This window comes from Streptomyces sp. DSM 15324, from assembly GCF_001514285.1.
GTDB lineage: Bacteria > Actinomycetota > Actinomycetes > Streptomycetales > Streptomycetaceae > Streptomyces.
In genome coordinates, this window is record NZ_KQ949027.1 from 99,009 (window position 1) to 115,285 (window position 16,277).

A 16,277-nucleotide genomic window follows, 5' to 3' on the forward strand; every position below is an offset into this window, starting at 1 on the left:
GTGACGCTGGTTGTGCGGGGCACAGGGGCCTTGCGGCCTGTGGTGGGCCTTGCGCCTAGAGCCTAACCGCCCCGGGGCCCGCGGCAGCCGACCGACCGCCCCGTGGACAAACTGACCGTACACATTGTTCCCCATCGGAACAATGTGTACGGGTGGCGCAGAGACGAACACCTGGGCAAAGAAAACCCCGCTCCGGTGCGTACGGGGGAAATACGCACCGGAGCGGGGAGCCCGCGGGGACGGGGGGTGACCCTCACGAGTCCTCAGCGTGCGGGGCCGCGATGTGAGCGGCCTGTGGCCCCGCACGGCAGCGGCTGTGTCACTTCAGGTGCAGCTGCTGGCCCGGGTAGATGAGGTCCGCGTCCTCGACGATGTCCTTGTTGAGCTGGAACAGCTTCTGCCAGCCGCCCTTGACCTTGTGCTTCTCGGCGATCGAGCTGAGGGAGTCGCCCTTGACGACCTTGTACTCGCCGTCGCCCTTCTTGACCTTCTTGCCGGTCGGGGTGGTGACCGTCTTGGAGGCGGCCGGGCGCTCGACGGAGCGGGAGGCGGTCTGCTGCTCGGTGGAACGGGTGGTCGAGCCGTTCGAGCTGCTGGAGCTGCTGGAGCTGCTGGAGCTGCTGGAGCTCGACGAGGAGCCGGTGCTGCCGGAGCCGGTGGAGCCGGTGGAGCCGGAACCGCCGCCGTACGGCGTGCTGGACAGGCCGGTGCCGCAGACCGGCCAGGCGCCCTTGCCCTGGCCCGCGAGGACCTTCTCGCCGATGGTGATCTGCTGTTCCTTGCTGGCCAGGTCGGCGCGGGCGGCGTAGGCGGTGCCGCCGTACGCGGCCCAGGTGGAGGCCGAGAACTGCAGGCCGCCGTAGTACCCGTTGCCGGTGTTGATGGACCAGTTGCCGCCCGACTCGCACTGGGCGACCGCGTCCCACTCGGAGGCGGTGGCGGCGGAGGCGCTGCCGGCCGCGATCAGCGGGGCGGCGATGGCGACACCGGTGACGCCCGCGAGAGCGGCGACCCGGGTGGCCTTGGACGGACGACGGTGCTTGCCCTTGCCGGAAAACAGCATGGTTCATCCCCTCACCGACGCCTGCGAGGTGAGCTGTCGGGTTCGGGCCGGTTGAGTTGCCCGGCCGCGCACCTCGTGGTGCGCGGCTTCACCCCGAGCCGGTTCCGGCGGTCAACCGCCGGGCCCGGCACTTACCTTGGGTCCCCCGCTCCTGCCTACGGCGCTTGACGCGACGACTGTTCCCGGGCCGCCACTGGCAGGATTCGGCGTTGCGGCGGCCGGGGCCCGGATTGCCGAGCGGTCCTGACCGTAGACACCCCATCCCGGGAATTTCAAAGACGATCACGACTTCTGAGACTCATCCCACACTTTCACCAAACCGGACAATCGTCGCGAAGTGGGACGTGAACTCCCGGTGTTTTTACGGGCGTTCCGCCCTTATTGCACCACTGTGTCGAGGGTCTGACCGGGCATGATGGCGCCCGGGTCGGCACCGATACGGTCCTTGTTCTCGGCGTAAAGGGCGCGCCATCCGCCGTCGACGCCAAGGGAGTCGGCGATGGAGGCGAGGGTGTCGCCCTCGCGGACCGTGTAGGTGGAGGCGGCATGCCGGCCGGCACTGGCGGTCGAGGTGCCGTCCGTGGCGGCCTCGTCGGCTGTGGCGCCGCGATGCCGGCCGGAGCCGAGGGAGCTGGTGTCGACCAGGCTCCAAGTCCCGGCATCCTGTACCGAATTATCCGAGTTGTCCACTTCCGGCTCGACCGTGGACGGACCGCCGGACTCCTGTGCGTCCTCTTTGGACTTACCCGAAGTGTCGGACTTGCCCGAGTCGTTCGCCTCGGAGGAGGAAGCGGACGAAGGGGATTCCGAGGCTGAAGCGGACGGATCGGCCGAGGGGGTGGAGGCGTCAGCGGCGGAGTCGCCGGACCCGTCGGAGCCGTCGGAGCCGGACGTCCCCTTGGACAGGTCGGACAATCCGGATGACACGGGCGAGTCGGACTCGTCGCCCGCCACTCCGGTGTCCACGCCGTCCGCCGCGCCGTTCACCTGGGTGAGCCCGGACGTCAGCCCGCAGGTGCCCCAGGCGCCGACGCCCTCCTTGGCCAGGAGCTGCTGGGCCACGGCTATCTGCTGGTTGCGGCTGGCCAGATCCGGGTGGGGGGCGTAGTCGAGGCCGCCGTACGTCTCCCAGTCCTCCTGGGAGAGGCTCAGGCCGCCGTACTCGCCGCCACCCTTGTCGGCGCTCCAGGAGCCGCCGGTCTCGCACTGCGCCACCTTGTCCCACACCGTGCCGTCGGCCGCGCTCGCGCCGCTGGCGGCGAGGAGCGGGAGGGCGATGGCGGAGCCGGTCACTCCGGCCGCGACGAGGAGGGCCGGAGCCTGACGGGGGCGACGGTGCCGACCGTTCCCGGAGAGCATGCGAGGGCCTTTCTCTGGACAGCAGTGACCGGCGCGACGGACGACGTGAGCGCACAGGGGTTCGCCGCGCTGACGACCGAACGTATCGGCAGACGATCAGTAGTCACAAGTTAATGCCGCGCAGATCACGTGAAGATCACAGACTTGAGGGTCGGTCACCTTTGCTCCATCGGACGGTCACACTGCGGCTGACCTCAGGTCAGCTCGCTGTGGTCCACCTGCTGGCCCCGCACCGCGGTGAACTCCACCGGCAGGGTGCGCAGTCCGCGCATGATGAGCCCGCCGCGCCATCTCAAGTCGGCCGGGTCCGCCGCGAGTCGGAGGTCGGGCAGCCGGGTGAGGAGGGTGCCGAGGGCACTCTGGCCCTCCAGCCGGGCAAGGGGGGCGCCCAGGCAGTAGTGGATGCCGTGGCCGTACCCGAGGTGCTGGTTGTCGCGGCGGGAGAGGTCGAGGGTGTCGGGGTCGGTGAAGCGGGCGGGGTCGCGGTCGGCGGCGGCCAGGACGACGAGGACGGGATCGCCGGGGGCGATGTCCTGCCCGCCGAGGGTGAGGGGTTCGGTGGCGAAGCGCCAGGTGGCCAGTTCGACCGGGCCGTCGTAGCGCAGGAGTTCCTCGACGCCGGTCTCCAGGAGGGCGCACTCCCCCTGTGCCAGGGACCGCTGGAGCCGCTCCCGCTGGCCGGGGTGGGTGAGGAGGGCGTAGGTGCCGTTGCCGATGAGGTTGACCGTCGTCTCGAAGCCGGCGAAGAGCAGGATGAAGGCCATCGCGGCGGCCTCGTTCTCGGTGAGGTGCTCGCCGTGGTCGGAGGCGCGGATCAGACCGGAGAGGAGGTCCTCGCCGGGGTCCGGCCGCTCGGGAAGCTCCGCGCGCTTGCGGTGGATGAGTTCCAGGAGGTAGCCGCGCATCTTCTTCACGGACCGCGCGACACCGCCCCGGGGTCCGCCGCCGTGACGGATCATCATGCCCGCCCAGTCCCGGAAGTCGTCCTGGTCCTCGCGGGGCACGCCGAGGAGGTCGCAGATCGCGTAGATGGGGAGCGGGAAGGCGAAGTCGTGGATCAGATCGGCCTCGCCCGCGCCGGCGAACCGGTCGATGAGGTCGTCGGTCAGCTCCTGCACCCGGGGCGCGAACTCGGCCACCCGGCGCGGGGTGAACGCCTTGCTGACCAGCCGCCGCAGCCGGGTGTGGTCCGGCGGGTCGATGTTCAGCAGATGCGTCATCAGCTCGGCCTTGCGCTCGCCCGGGATGCCGGTCCGGCCCCTGGCGTGCTCGGGCTCGTCGTGGTGCGCGGGGTTCTTGGAGAGCCGCTGGTCGGCGAGGGCCTGTTTCGCGTCGGCGTACCGGGTGACCAGCCAGGCCTCCACTCCGCTGGGCAGCCGGGTCCGGTGCACGGGGGCGTGCTCGCGCAGCCAGGCGTAGGCCGGGTAGGGGTCAGTGGCGAACTCCCAGGTGAAGAGCTCGGGGGCGGGCGGGACGGTCGGGGGGTGGGGCCGGCTGCTCACTGCTTCCTGCTCCTCGCGTGCACGCTCTGCGCCTTCTCCTTCTTCTCCCTCTGCTTCTGCTTCTCCTTCTGATTCACCGCTCTTCCTGCTTCTCCCGCTCGCGGATCGCGTCCCGGTAGACGCGGGCCGCCGCGCGCAGGGCCTCCTCCGGGTCGACACCCTCCGCCTCCGCCCCTGCGGCGAGGGCGAGCAGCCGGTAGCCGATGCCCTCGGCGGCGGGGAGGGGGACGTCGAGACCGGCCGAGCGGACCCTCGACGACAGCTTCGCGGCCAGGGCGAGGCCGGGCTGGTGGAGGGGGATACCGTCCGTGACGGACTCCCGCTGCTTCTCCACCGCCTTCGTGCGCAGCCAGTGCGCCTTGACCTCCTCCGGGGTGGTGGCCGTGGCGTCGCCGAAGACGTGCGGGTGGCGGTGGATGAGCTTGGTGACGATGGTGGCGGCCACGTCGTCGATGGAGAAGGGGGCGTCCTCGTCCTCCTCGGCTATCCGGGCGTGGAAGACGACCTGGAGGAGGACGTCGCCCAGTTCCTCGCGCAGCTCGTCGCGGTCGCCGTCCTCGATGGCCTCGACGAGTTCGTACGCCTCCTCGATGCCGTACTTGGCGAGCCCCTGGTGGGTCTGCCGGGAGGACCAGGGGCACTCGCGGCGGATCCGGTCCATCACCTGGATCAGGTCGAGGAGGCGGGCGCCGGGGAGGTCGTAGGAGGCGGGGAGCAGTTCCAGCTCGGGCATCGCGACCCGGCCGGAGCCGGCCAGCCGGGCCAGTCCGTCCGTCAGGGCCGGTTCGCCCTCGCCGGTCGCGACGACCACGACCGTGCGTCCGCCCGCGCAGGAGGTGAGCAGGTCCTCGGCGGTCGGGGAGGCCTCCTCCACCTGTATCCCCGCCTCGCGCAGATACGGCAGCTGGGGGTGGGCGCCGTCGGCGCACAGCACCCGGTCGGCCTCGCGCAGGGCCTGCCAGGCGGGCCAGGACAGCAGGCCGGGGGCGACCCGGTGGCTGGTGGTCAGCAGGACGACTCGGCCCGTCGCGGAGCCGGTGGGTGCGGTCACATCGTTCACACACCGAACGTAACCCACGGCCGCCGGCCGCTCCGCCCGGTTGTCCACAGGCAGGGCGGCCGGTCATACCGTCGTACGGTCACACCTTCATACGTCCTGTGGTCATACGTCCTGTGGTCAGGTCGGCTGCGTGCCCGCCGCCGTGACCTCGCGGACCCAGGGGGTCTTCGCGTCCACGCGACTGACCTTGCGCACGTCCCACGTTCCGTAGCGCGGGTTGAGGTCGACGCCGAGCTTCTTCGACGTCACCGACAGCGCGCTCCAGAACGCGGGGTCACCGGTGGTGGTACCGAGCCGGGTGGCGAGCTTCTGGGCCTCCACCTGGAGGCGGAGGTTGTCGTCGAGGCGCTCGGGCGCGACGCCGTACTGCTGGAGCCAGGAGGTCTCCAGGCCCCGGGCGCCGCCCGCCTGCTCCTCCAGACCGGCCCGCGCCTGCTGGACCTCGCGACGGGTGACGGTGATGCCCGCGTCCTCGGCAGCCCGGTCCAGCACCTCGTCCAGGACCATGCCGTGCAGGGTGTCCCGGGTGAGGGTGCTCGTCTGGGCGAGGACCTGGGCGTACTGCGCCTCGTCGTGGACGGCCGCCCGCTGGGCCTCGCGCACCTCGTTCACCCGGTTCTCGAGCTGGGCGACGGTGATCCGCTGACCGCCGACGACGGCCGCCGCGCCGGGATGCGCGTCGTTCCCGCAGGCGGTGAGGAGGGGGGCCGCCACGATCGCGGCGGACAGCAGGAACGCGGTGCGGCGGCGACGGCGGTGCAAGGGAACCTCCCGGTCGGAGATTGTGCGACGGTGCACAAAGTCTTGCGGTGATCGATGGTAGGCAGTGGGGCGCCTGGGGCCAACCCATTCGACCAACGATTCACCAGGACTTCGGGCACCGCCGCGCTCGGACCGGCCCGCTCGTCGGTGCGAGGGATCAGCCCGGTACCGCGGTCACCGCGTCGCCGATCGCGTGGGCGACTCCCGCGCGCACGCCGTCGCCGGTGCCCGCCGTGCTGACGTTCGCCCGCGCACGGGTGCCGCCCACCGCGTCGAAGGACACCCCCGGTCACCGGGGCGTGGCTCACGCGCGCGTGCGTCGTCGGGGACGCGCCGCCCCCGGGTCAGCCCACGAGGGCGACCGGGGCGTCCCACGCGTCGCGGTCCACGGTGATGGTGGAGCCGCCGCGGGTCTCCTTGCTGTTGACCAGGTACTGGTGGCCACGGCTGTGGTCGGTGTACTGCGTGGCGCCCCACGGCCAGTCGGTGGTCGTGGTGTTCGTCTTGTCCCACAGCGCGTACCACAGGTTGCCCGGCAGGTCCGTCTTGTCCGTCGCGTCGGCGATCGCCTTGGCGCTGGAGCTGCTGAAGCCGTAGTAGCCGGCGCGGTACGTCTTGGCGCGCAGGGTCTTGGTGAAGGAGCGGACGTACGCGAGCACGGCGTTGTTGCACGACGTGTTCGTGATGTCGTACGCCTCCATGTCGAGGTAGATCGGGCTGCCGGTCTTCATGCCGAGCGCGGAGGCCTTGGCGACGGCGTCCGCGGCGTCCGTGGCACCCAGGGAGGTGGCCGTGGCGGCGGTGATCTTCTCGGGGCTGGAGCCGGTCTGGCACGGCGGCTGGGCCCCGACGTAGAGCGGGATGAGCTTCCAGCCGAGGGAGTCGACCGACTTGACCCAGGAGGCGGTGAGGTTGGGCTGGTTGCAGCCGCGGTTCCTGCCGCCGACGTAGACGGCGGCGGCGCCGTAGAAGCCGTCGGTCTTCCAGGCCTTCATCGCGGACAGGGAGGGCGCGGTGCACGTGTCGAAGGCGCGGCCCGTATAGGTCTTCTGCGCGGGCCAGGTGGTCGCCGCCATGGACTGCTGGGCGGCGATCCCGGCACCGGCGACGACGGCCGCCCCGGCCACGCCCCACGTGATGTACCTGCGCTTCCTGGACTGCCGGTGCTCGGCCATCCCCACCCCACCCGTTTTCCTGAGATCGATCGTCGATGCGTATGTGTGTGCGTACCAAACGGATCGCACGGTAACGCGCGCCGCCCCCGCGATCGGGAAACACCTGTTCCCCATAGCCACAAGATTCGCTCATGTCACAGTAAAGGGAGCGCAGGGCCGGAACCGGCCGCGATGACCTACCCTTGCCCCCTGATGACCTGGGGGCGGGATGAGTATGGCGACGACAACGACGGGTGCGCAGAAGCGGCTCGAGGGCGGCTGGTTCCAGCGGCTGGCCTGGGCCGCCCTGGGATGGTTCTCGCTGGGCTTCCTGGTGTGGGTGCCCTTCCTCTATGTGGCACTGCGCCGCGGCCGCCCCTCCGACTGGGGCGCCTGCGCCTCGTTCGTGCTGTACGAGTGCGTGACACTGCCGTGGGCGGCGACCTCCAACAACGACGACGGTGACGCGTTCCTCGGCGTCGCCTGGTTCGTGACCCTGCTGGTGGCGACCGCGCTGCTGCTCTTCTGGGTGTTCGACAAGAAGACCCCGACGGCACCGCCCGTGCCGGTGTACGGGCAGCCGTATCAGCAGGGCTACCCGTACGGGCGCTAGGTGTGTACGGCCCCGCCCGCGGGGGCGGCTCCCGCGGCCCTCAGCCGCGCGGCAGGGCACTGAACACCGTCACCGGCGCGCCGCCTCAGCCCGCGTGGAAGCGCTCCGGCGCCTTCGTGGGGTTGCCGCCCGTGGGGAGCTTCTGGCCGGGGCAGGAGGTGAGGACCTTCTGCATCGCGGACTTCTCCGCCGCCGTGACCCACAGCCCGTACTTCTTCTTGACGGCCACCTGCGCCGCGACGTACGTGCACCGGTAGGCCTTGTTGGGCGGCAGCCAGGTCGCGGTGTCCCCGTCCCCCTTGGAACGGTTGGTGCTCGCGTCGACGGCCAGGAGGTTGAGCGGGTCGTTGGCGAGCGCTATCCGCTTGCCGGCGTCCCAGTACTTCGCGCCCGTCTGCCAGGCGTCGGACAGGGCGACGACGTGGTCGATGTCGACCTTGCTCGCACCGCGCCGGTAGGTCACGTCCTTGCCGGAGTAGGGATCCGACTCCAGCACGCCGTACGACACCTTGCAGTCCCCGCCGGTGAACCTGACCCCCTTCAGGTCACGCTTGAGTATGTCGTCGCGCGTGTCACAGCCGTTGGAGTCGGTGTCGGCCCACGCGGCGCCGAACCGGTCCCGCGCGTAGCCGGTCTTGGGCGCGCGCCCCTTCACGGTGAGCGACCCGGCGGCCGTGAGGGCCGCCCCTCCGCCCGCCTTCGGCCCCGAACCGGAACCCGGCTCCGATCCGAGGCCCCCTCCGACGCCCTGGCCGTCACAGCCGGCCACCGCCATGACGGCCACCGCGCTCATCAGCATGGCGGCGGTCGCCGCCCCACCCCTCCGACGCATCCCGCGCGCCCCTCCCCTTGCCTGCCCGCTGCCACCCCGCACGGGGCGGTTTCCCCGGCGGGCGTCGGTGCACACCGTACCGATCGGGTACACCGCGGCATTCGCGAGGTCCAGACCACCACGACTTCAACTGGTCATACCTCGCACACCCGGCATATCGTCGAGGGTGAGTCACCTCCGGAAGGAGCTCTGCATGGGCATCCTCGACAGGTTCAGGCACAGCCGGGCGGCACAGGACAAGGCCAAGGACATGTCCGACGCCGGCGAACGGAAGGTCAACGAGAGGACGGGCAACACGTACGAGGGTCAGATCGACGAAGCCCAGCAGAGGATCGAGGGCTCGCTCGGCATGGACCGCGAACGGCCCGACCGGCCCGAGGGACAGTGACCCCGGCCCTCCCCGGGGCCCGACGCGATCGCCGCAGCGACCGCTGCCGAAGCGACCAGTGCGGTGGGGGCCGGGCCGGGCAGCGAGGAGAGCGTCCGGCCCGCGGGCCGGACCCGCACACCACCTGAAACGAGAAGCCGTCCGCGCCGCCTCACCTCCCGCGGGCGGCTTCCCGCACGTCCCGGCGGCCTACGACCCCAGCACCGACGCCAGGAACTCCCCCACCCAGCCCAGCAGTTCCCGGCCGACCAGCGGCTTGCCGCCGACCTTCGCCGTCTTCGGGCGGGGAACGAGGATCTGGTGGACGGCCGGCTTGATGACGGAGCCGGGGTACAGGCGCTTCAGCCGCAGTTCCTGCGACTCGCGCAACTCCACCGGCGCGAAGCGGATGTTGGTGCCCTGGAGGACGATCTCGCCCACCCCGCACGCACGGGCCAGCATGCGCAGCCCCGCGACGAGGAGCAGGTTCTCCACCGGCTCGGGCACCTTGCCGTAGCGGTCGACGAGTTCCTCGCGTACGGCCCTCACGTCCTCCTCGGAGGTGGCCGAGGCGATGGCACGGTAGGCCTGCAGGCGCAACCGCTCGCCGGGGGCGTAGTCGTGCGGGACGTGCGCGTCGACCGGCAGCTCGATCTTGACCTCGAGCGGCGGCTCCTCCTCGATCTCCCCGGTCTCCAGCTGACGCCGGTAGTCCGCGACCGCCTCACCGACCATCCGGACGTACAGATCGAAACCGACGCCCGCGATGTGCCCGGACTGCTCGCCGCCCAGCAGGTTTCCGGCTCCCCGGATCTCCAGGTCCTTCATCGCCACGTACATGCCCGCGCCCATCTCGGTGTGCTGGGCGATCGTGGCGAGCCGCTCGTGCGCGGTCTCCGTCAGCGGCTTCTCCGGCGGGTACAGGAAGTACGCGTACCCGCGCTCACGGCCACGGCCCACCCGGCCGCGCAGCTGGTGCAGCTGGGAGAGGCCGAAGGTGTCGCCGCGCTCCACGATCAGGGTGTTGGCGTTGGAGATGTCGATGCCGGACTCGACGATCGTCGTCGAGACGAGCACGTCGAACTTCTTCTCCCAGAAGTCGACGACGACCTGTTCGAGGGCCGATTCGGACATCTGGCCGTGGGCGGTGGCGATCCGCGCCTCGGGGACGATCTCCCGCAGCCGGGCCGCCGCGCGGTCGATCGACTCGACCCGGTTGTGGATGTAGAAGACCTGGCCCTCGCGCAGCAGTTCACGGCGGATGGCGGCGCCGATCTGCTTCTCCTCGTACGGGCCGACGAACGTGAGCACCGGGTGGCGCTCCTCCGGCGGGGTGGTGATCGTCGACATCTCGCGGATGCCGGTGACCGCCATCTCCAGGGTGCGCGGGATGGGGGTCGCGGACATGGTCAGCACGTCGACGTTGGCGCGGAGCTTCTTCAGCTGCTCCTTGTGCTCGACACCGAAGCGCTGCTCCTCGTCGACGATGACCAGGCCGAGGTCCTTGAACTTCGTCTCCGAGGAGAACAGGCGGTGGGTGCCGATGACGACGTCGACCGCGCCCTCGCGCAGGCCCTCCAGGACCGCCTTCGCCTCGGTGTCCGTCTGGAACCGGGACAGCGCCCTGACGTTGACCGGGAACTGCGCGTACCGCTCGCTGAACGTCCCGAAGTGCTGCTGGACCAGCAGGGTCGTCGGGACGAGGACCGCGACCTGCTTGCCGTCCTGGACGGCCTTGAAGGCGGCGCGGACCGCGATCTCCGTCTTGCCGTAGCCGACGTCACCGCAGATCAGGCGGTCCATGGGGACCGTCTTCTCCATGTCGTCCTTGACCTCGGCGATGGTGGTGAGCTGGTCGGGGGTCTCCGCGTACGGGAACGCGTCCTCCAGCTCGCGCTGCCACGGCGTGTCCGTGCCGAAGGCGTGCCCGGGGGCGGCCATCCGCGCGGAGTACAGCTTGATCAGGTCGGCCGCGATCTCCTTGACGGCCTTCTTCGCACGCGCCTTGGTCTTCGTCCAGTCCGCGCCGCCGAGCCGGTGCAGGGTGGGTGCCTCGCCGCCGACGTACTTGGTGATCTGCTCCAGCTGGTCGGTGGGGATGTAGAGGCGGTCGCCGGGCTGGCCGCGCTTGGCGGGGGCGTACTCCACGACCAGGTACTCGCGCGTGGCGCCCTGCACGGTGCGCTGCACCATCTCGATGTAGCGGCCGACGCCGTGCTGCTCGTGGACGATGTAGTCGCCCGCCTCCAGGGTGAGCGGGTCGATCGTCTTGCGGCGCCGCGCGGGCATGCGCGCGCCGTCCTTGCCGGCTGCCTTCTGGCCCGAGAGGTCGGTCTCGGTGAGGACGACCAGCTTCAGCGCCGGGTCGACGAAGCCGTACTCGACGGAACCGCACGCCACCTGGACGACGGAGGGGCTCAGCGAGGCGAGGTCGGTGTCGAGGCGGGCGGCGACGCCCTCGCCGCCGAGGACCTCCACCGTGCGGGCCGCCGGGCCCTGGCCCTCGGTGACGAAGACGACGCGCCAGCCGTCGGCGAGCCACCCCTTGGTGTCGGCGAGGGCCTTCGCGGTGTCGCCGCGGTAGGTCTCGGGGGCGTGCATGCCGAGCTGGAGGGTGTCAGCCTCCAGTTCGAGGTCGGCGGCGAACGGCGACACCGACCACCACATCATGTCCCGCTCGCGCGCGTGCTCGCGGACGTCCGCGATCGACCACAGGGAGGCCGCTCCGACGTCGATGGGCGCCTCACCGCCGCCGGCCGTGGCCGCCCAGGACGCCTGGAGGAACTCCTGCGAGGTCGCCACCAGGTCGGCGGCCCGGGTGCGGACCCGCTCCGGGTCGCACACGACGGACATGGCGCCCTTCGGCAGGACGTCGATCAGCAGCTCCATGTCGTCGACGAGGACGGGCGCTAGGGACTCCATGCCCTCGACCGCGATCCCCTCGGCGATCTTGTGGAGGAGTTCGCCGAGTTCCGGGTGCTGCTCGGCGAGGGCACGCGCACGCGCGCGGACGTCGTCCGTCAGCAGGAGTTCACGGCAGGGCGGGGCCCACAGGCCGTGCTCGGCGACTTCGAGGGAGCGCTGGTCGGCGACCTTGAAGTAGCGGATCTCCTCGATGTCGTCGCCCCAGAACTCGATGCGCAGGGGGTGTTCCTCGGTGGGCGGGAACACGTCCAGGATGCCGCCGCGCACGGCGAACTCGCCGCGCTTCTCGACGAGCTCCACGCGCGCGTAGGCCGCTGCGGCGAGGGCGGCGACGGTCTGGTTCAGGTCGGCCTGCCCGCCGGTGCGCAGGGCCACCGGTTCCAGGTCGCCGAGGCCCTTGACCTGCGGCTGGAGCACCGAGCGGACCGGTGCCACCACGACGGAGACGGGGCCGGTCTCGGGGTCGTCCGGGCGCGGGTGGGACAGCCTGCGCAGGACGGCGAGCCGGCGGCCCACGGTGTCGCTGCGGGGGCTGAGGCGTTCGTGCGGAAGCGTCTCCCAGGAGGGGTACTCCACGACCGTGTCGGGCGGGAGCAGGGAGCGCAGGGCGGCGGCCAGGTCCTCGGCCTCCCGGCCGGTGGCGGTGACGGCGAGGACCGTGCGGCCGGTCTCGCGGGCCAGGGCGGCGATGGCGAAGGGGCGGGCCGCCGGGGGGCCGACGAGGTCGATGTGCATGCGGTTGCCGTCTGCGGCCGCGGGGATCGCTTCGGCGAGGGCGGTGTCCTTGACGACGGCGTCGAGCAGACCGTGCAGGCTCATTCGGGGCGGCTTTCGTCGGTGGGTGGGCAACGCGAAGGGCCCGACACGCGTCACGGGCCGGGGGTGTCCAGGGTACGACGGGGCGCCGCGGTTCGCCGGGGGCTGTGGACAACCAGGGTTTCTCAGGGGGCGCGTACCGGGTTTCTCGGGGTGCGCTGTACCGGTTTCTCGGGGTGCGGACACCAGGGGGTGCGCACGAGGTGCGCGTTCCGGCCGGTGCGCACGAGGGTCGCCCGCGCCGGGACCGCGCAGCCGGACGACCCGGCGCCGAGAAGCCCCCCGTGACTTCTCGGTGCCGGGTCGTGTCCCCCGTAGCGCCGCCTGGTCCGTCGCTGTCGCCGCCTAGTCCGTGGCGATCGCGTTCAGGACGTTCATGCGGCCGGCGCGGAAGGCGGGGATCAGGGCCGCGAACAGGCCCACGAAGGCCGAGCCGATGAAGACACCGGTGATGGTCGGCCACGGGATCTCGAGGACGGTCAGGCCCTCCAGGGCGAGGAGCTGCTGGGCGGTGGCGCCCCAGCCCATGCCCAGACCGAGACCGAGGAGGGCGCCGAAGAGGGCGATGACCACCGACTCCATGCGGATCATGCGGCGCAGCTGGCGGCGGGAGAGGCCGATGGCGCGCATCAGGCCGATCTCGCGGGTGCGTTCCACCACCGACAGGGCCAGCGTGTTCACCACGCCGAGGATCGCGACGACGATCGCGAGCGCCAGGAGGCCGTAGATCAGGTTGAGGAGCTGGCCGATCTGGTCCTTCAGGGCCTGCTTGTAGTCGGTCTGGTCACGGACGGCGTACTGGGGGTAGTCGTGCAGGGCCGACTTGAGGGACGTGTACGCGGCGTCCTGCTGCCCGTCCTTCGCCGAGGCGAAGACCAGCTGGTCGAGGGGGAGCTTGTCGGCCGGGACGTACTTCTTCATCGTGGCGATGGAGGTGTACATCGCGCCCTGGTCGATGACGACGTCACTGCTGGTGATCGCGCGGACGGTGAGGCGGGCCGTGGAGCCGTTGTCGAACGCCACCGCGATCTTGGACCCGAGGTGGATGTCGTGGTCCTTGGCGAACGTCTCGTGGACGGACATCGAGTCCGGCTCGTAGGCGTCGGCGAGCTTGCCGGCGACCGTCTCGGTGCGCAGGTCCGTGGCGTAGCTCGGGTCGGCGGCGGTGATGGCCGTGCCGTCGAGCGTCTTGCCGTCGGGCGTGGTGAAGTCGGCCTTGGTCCACTTGTACTCGGTGACCCGCTCCAGGCCCGGGGCGTCCTTGACGGCGCGGACGGCCTGCGGGGTGATGAGCTGCCCGTTGTCGCTCTGGATGATGAAGTCGGTGCCGACGGTCTTGTCGAGCTGGTCGGTCGCGGAGGCGACCATCGAGGAGCCGACGACCGACAGGCAGGCGACGAGGGCGAGGCCGATCATCAGGGCGGCGCCGGTGGCCCCGGTGCGGCGCGGGTTGCGCAGGGCGTTGCGTTCGGCCATGCGGCCGACGGGGCCGAAGGCCCTCAGCAGGACCGCGCCGAGGACGCGGACCACACCGCCGGCGAGCAGCGGACCGATGACGACGAAGCCGATCAGGGACAGCACCACGCCGAGGCCGAGCCAGAGGGAACCCTCCTTGGCCTTGTCGGCGGCGGAGGCCAGGTAGAGGCCGTAGCCGCCGGCGCCGGTCAGCAGCAGGCCGAGGACGGCCCGTACGGCACCGGCCTTGGCGTCGGCCGGGGCGCCCGCGTCGCGCAGGGCGGCCATCGGGGAGACCTTGCCGGCGCGGCGGGCGGGCAGCCAGGCCGCGAGGACGGTGACGATCACGCCGAGGGCGAGGCCGACCACCGGGGTCGTCCAGGCCACCGTCAGGTCGTCGGTGGAGAGGTTCATGCCCGTCATGCCCATGAGCTTCATCAGGCCGACGGCGAGACCGATGCCGGCGCCGACGCCGAGGACCGAGCCGACGACACCGAGCAGCAGGGCCTCGGCGAGGACGGAGCGGTTGACCTGCCTGCGGCTGGAGCCGATGGCCCGCATCAGGCCGATCTCGCGGGTGCGCTGGGCGACCAGCATGGAGAAGGTGTTGATGATCAGGAAGATGCCGACGAGGAAGGCGATCCCGGCGAAGCCGAGCATCGCGTACTTCATCACGTTCAGGAAGTCGCCGACGTCCGCGCGGTTGGCGTCGGCCGTCTCCTTGGCGGTCTGCACCTTGTAGCCGGCCGTGCCGAGTTCCGCCGTGACGTTCTTCTTCAGCTGCTCGTCGCTGACGCCGGCCGCGGCGGTGACGTTGACGTTGGTGTACACGTCCGGCTCGCCGACCAGCGTCTGCTGGGCGGTCTTCGTGTCCAGGTAGAAGATCGCGGCGCCGGGGTTGGTGACCTGGAAGGCGGCGATGCCGGAGATCCGCGCGGTGTGCGTGCCGACCGCGCTGATGACGCCGATCTCGTCGCCGAGCTTCAGGTGGTGCTTGTCGGCGGTGTCCTGGTCGACCATGACCTGGCCGGAGCCCTTCGGCGCCGTACCGGAGGTGATCTTCATGGTGCGGGCGTCGTTGCCGTTCCAGCTGCCGACGATGGTCGGGGCGCCGCTGGACGGGGAGAGGTTGTCCTTGTCGGCGTCCACGACGGTCACCGAGGTCGAGAAGACGGTCCCCTCGGCCGTCTTCACGCCCCTGGCCTCGCGCACCTTGCTGACCACGGAGGCCGGCATGACCGGCGGCCTGCCGTTGTCCGAGGTGGTCTGGCCGGTGTCCGAGGCGTCCTTGGCGCTGACCGTGACGTCGGAGGAGGTCGCGGCGAACAGCTTGTCGAAAGTGGTGTTCATGGTGTCGGAGAACACCAGGGTGCCGCAGACGAAGGCGACGGAGAGCAGGACCGCGACGGCCGACAGGACCATGCGTCCCTTGTGCGCGAAGAAGTTGCGCATCGAGGTCTTCATCACGGTCATGACGTACGCCCCCGCGCGTCGAAGTCCTTCATGCGGTCCAGGACGGCGTCCGCGGTCGGCTTGAGCATCTCGTCGACGATCCGGCCGTCGGCGAGGTACAGCACGCGGTCCGCGTAGGAGGCCGCGACCGGGTCGTGGGTGACCATCACGATGGTCTGGCCCAGCTCGTCGACGGAGCGGCGCAGGAAGCCCAGGACCTCGGCGCCGGCGCGCGAGTCGAGGTTTCCGGTCGGCTCGTCACCGAAGATGATCTCGGGGCGGGCCGCCAGGGCGCGCGCCACGGCGACACGCTGCTGCTGGCCGCCGGAGAGCTGGGTGGGCCGGTGCTTGAGCCGGTCGGAGAGTCCGACGGTGTCGACCACGCGCGCGAGCCACTCCCTGTCGGGCTTGCGGCCCGCGATGTCCATGGGGAGCGTGATGTTCTCGATCGCGTTGAGCGTGGGCAGCAGGTTGAACGCCTGGAAGATGAAGCCGATCCGGTCCCGGCGCAGCTGGGTGAGCTTCTTGTCCTTCAGGCCGGTGATCTCGGTGTCGTCCAGGTAGATCTGACCGCCCGTCACGGTGTCGAGACCGGCGAGGCAGTGCATCAGTGTGGACTTGCCGGACCCCGAGGGGCCCATGATCGCGGTGAACTGGCCGCGGGCGATGTCCACGTCGACGTGGTCGAGGGCGACGACCCGGGTCTCTCCGGACCCGTACGCCTTGACGACCTGCCGCGCCCGCGCGGCGACGGCCGTACGCCCTCCAGTGCCCCTGTGCCTGGGAATGGTCACAGCCGAAGTCACGGTAGATCTCCTATGTCTGAAGTGAATGCGAGAAGTGCGCGAACTGCGGGACGCGCGCGGACTGCGGGACGTGGCGGAAGTGCGGGAAGTGCTACGTCGAGAAGTGCGGGA

13 protein-coding genes and 1 riboswitch are annotated in these 16,277 nt (G+C 70.9%); of the genes, 2 read left to right on the forward strand and 11 right to left on the reverse strand.

Annotated features, from left to right (window positions below; translation table 11 throughout):
* Window positions 1–319: 319 nt before the first annotated feature.
* From AQJ58_RS17230 to AQJ58_RS17255, 7 genes are all read right to left on the reverse strand, one after another.
* Complete coding sequence (locus tag AQJ58_RS17230) at window positions 320–1,063, reverse strand: LysM peptidoglycan-binding domain-containing protein (RefSeq protein WP_067251077.1); 744 nt, start codon at window positions 1,061–1,063, stop codon at window positions 320–322.
* Window positions 1,064–1,066: 3 nt separating this feature from the next.
* Window positions 1,067–1,236, reverse strand: a riboswitch (cyclic di-AMP (ydaO/yuaA leader).
* Between the two features lie 205 nt (window positions 1,237–1,441).
* Window positions 1,442–2,422 (reverse strand): LysM peptidoglycan-binding domain-containing protein, encoded by a 981-nt coding sequence (locus AQJ58_RS17235; RefSeq protein ID WP_067251079.1) that lies wholly within the window; start codon window positions 2,420–2,422, stop codon window positions 1,442–1,444.
* A gap of 194 nt (window positions 2,423–2,616) precedes the next feature.
* Window positions 2,617–3,924, reverse strand: a complete 1,308-nt coding sequence (locus AQJ58_RS17240) for a cytochrome P450 family protein (protein ID WP_067251081.1) — start codon at window positions 3,922–3,924, stop codon at window positions 2,617–2,619.
* A 73-nt stretch (window positions 3,925–3,997) separates the two neighbouring features.
* Window positions 3,998–4,984 (reverse strand): nucleoside triphosphate pyrophosphohydrolase, encoded by a 987-nt coding sequence (locus AQJ58_RS17245; RefSeq protein WP_067251083.1) that lies wholly within the window; start codon window positions 4,982–4,984, stop codon window positions 3,998–4,000.
* 117 nt (window positions 4,985–5,101) lie between these two features.
* On the reverse strand, window positions 5,102–5,746 hold the full coding sequence (locus AQJ58_RS17250; RefSeq protein WP_067251085.1) for a SurA N-terminal domain-containing protein: 645 nt from the start codon (window positions 5,744–5,746) through the stop codon (window positions 5,102–5,104).
* Between the two features lie 157 nt (window positions 5,747–5,903).
* Complete coding sequence (locus AQJ58_RS45365) at window positions 5,904–6,029, reverse strand: hypothetical protein (RefSeq protein WP_267892062.1); 126 nt, start codon at window positions 6,027–6,029, stop codon at window positions 5,904–5,906.
* Between the two features lie 61 nt (window positions 6,030–6,090).
* Window positions 6,091–6,921: a glycoside hydrolase domain-containing protein gene (locus AQJ58_RS17255; RefSeq protein WP_067251087.1), complete on the reverse strand. Its 831-nt coding sequence runs from the start codon at window positions 6,919–6,921 to the stop codon at window positions 6,091–6,093.
* Between the two features lie 214 nt (window positions 6,922–7,135).
* Here AQJ58_RS17255 and AQJ58_RS17260 point away from each other — a divergent pair, with 214 nt between their 5' ends.
* Window positions 7,136–7,513, forward strand: a complete 378-nt coding sequence (locus tag AQJ58_RS17260) for a hypothetical protein (protein WP_234360074.1) — start codon at window positions 7,136–7,138, stop codon at window positions 7,511–7,513.
* A gap of 85 nt (window positions 7,514–7,598) precedes the next feature.
* Here the strand turns inward: AQJ58_RS17260 and AQJ58_RS17265 are convergent, their stop codons facing one another.
* Entirely contained in the window at window positions 7,599–8,345 is a 747-nt protein-coding gene (locus AQJ58_RS17265; protein WP_067251090.1) for an HNH endonuclease family protein, read from the reverse strand.
* A gap of 193 nt (window positions 8,346–8,538) precedes the next feature.
* Between AQJ58_RS17265 and AQJ58_RS17270 the strand changes: the two genes are divergently transcribed.
* Window positions 8,539–8,733, forward strand: a complete 195-nt coding sequence (locus AQJ58_RS17270; RefSeq protein WP_067251091.1) for an antitoxin — start codon at window positions 8,539–8,541, stop codon at window positions 8,731–8,733.
* Window positions 8,734–8,922: 189 nt separating this feature from the next.
* On the opposite strand, the gene mfd is transcribed toward AQJ58_RS17270, so the two are convergent.
* From mfd to AQJ58_RS17285, 3 genes are all read right to left on the reverse strand, one after another.
* Window positions 8,923–12,456: a transcription-repair coupling factor gene (gene mfd, locus AQJ58_RS17275; RefSeq protein ID WP_067251093.1), complete on the reverse strand. Its 3,534-nt coding sequence runs from the start codon at window positions 12,454–12,456 to the stop codon at window positions 8,923–8,925.
* Window positions 12,457–12,798: 342 nt separating this feature from the next.
* Window positions 12,799–15,381: an ABC transporter permease gene (locus tag AQJ58_RS17280; protein ID WP_067251095.1), complete on the reverse strand. Its 2,583-nt coding sequence runs from the start codon at window positions 15,379–15,381 to the stop codon at window positions 12,799–12,801.
* Window positions 15,378–16,166: an ABC transporter ATP-binding protein gene (locus AQJ58_RS17285; protein ID WP_067251097.1), complete on the reverse strand. Its 789-nt coding sequence runs from the start codon at window positions 16,164–16,166 to the stop codon at window positions 15,378–15,380. Before AQJ58_RS17285 ends, AQJ58_RS17280 begins: the two co-directional genes overlap by 4 nt.
* Between the last annotated feature and the right edge of the window lie 111 nt (window positions 16,167–16,277).

Bases quoted from the DNA above. Each gene is read 5' to 3' on its own strand.
- AQJ58_RS17270 (WP_067251091.1), top strand. From the start codon at position 8,539: ATGGGCATCCTCGACAGGTTCAGGCACAGCCGGGCGGCACAGGACAAG.
- AQJ58_RS17260 (WP_234360074.1), top strand. From the start codon at position 7,136: ATGGCGACGACAACGACGGGTGCGCAGAAGCGGCTCGAGGGCGGCTGG.
- AQJ58_RS17255 (WP_067251087.1), bottom strand. From the start codon at position 6,921: ATGGCCGAGCACCGGCAGTCCAGGAAGCGCAGGTACATCACGTGGGGC.
- AQJ58_RS17280 (WP_067251095.1), bottom strand. From the start codon at position 15,381: ATGACCGTGATGAAGACCTCGATGCGCAACTTCTTCGCGCACAAGGGA.
- AQJ58_RS17265 (WP_067251090.1), bottom strand. From the start codon at position 8,345: ATGCGTCGGAGGGGTGGGGCGGCGACCGCCGCCATGCTGATGAGCGCG.
- mfd (WP_067251093.1), bottom strand. From the start codon at position 12,456: ATGAGCCTGCACGGTCTGCTCGACGCCGTCGTCAAGGACACCGCCCTC.
- AQJ58_RS17235 (WP_067251079.1), bottom strand. From the start codon at position 2,422: ATGCTCTCCGGGAACGGTCGGCACCGTCGCCCCCGTCAGGCTCCGGCC.
- AQJ58_RS17230 (WP_067251077.1), bottom strand. From the start codon at position 1,063: ATGCTGTTTTCCGGCAAGGGCAAGCACCGTCGTCCGTCCAAGGCCACC.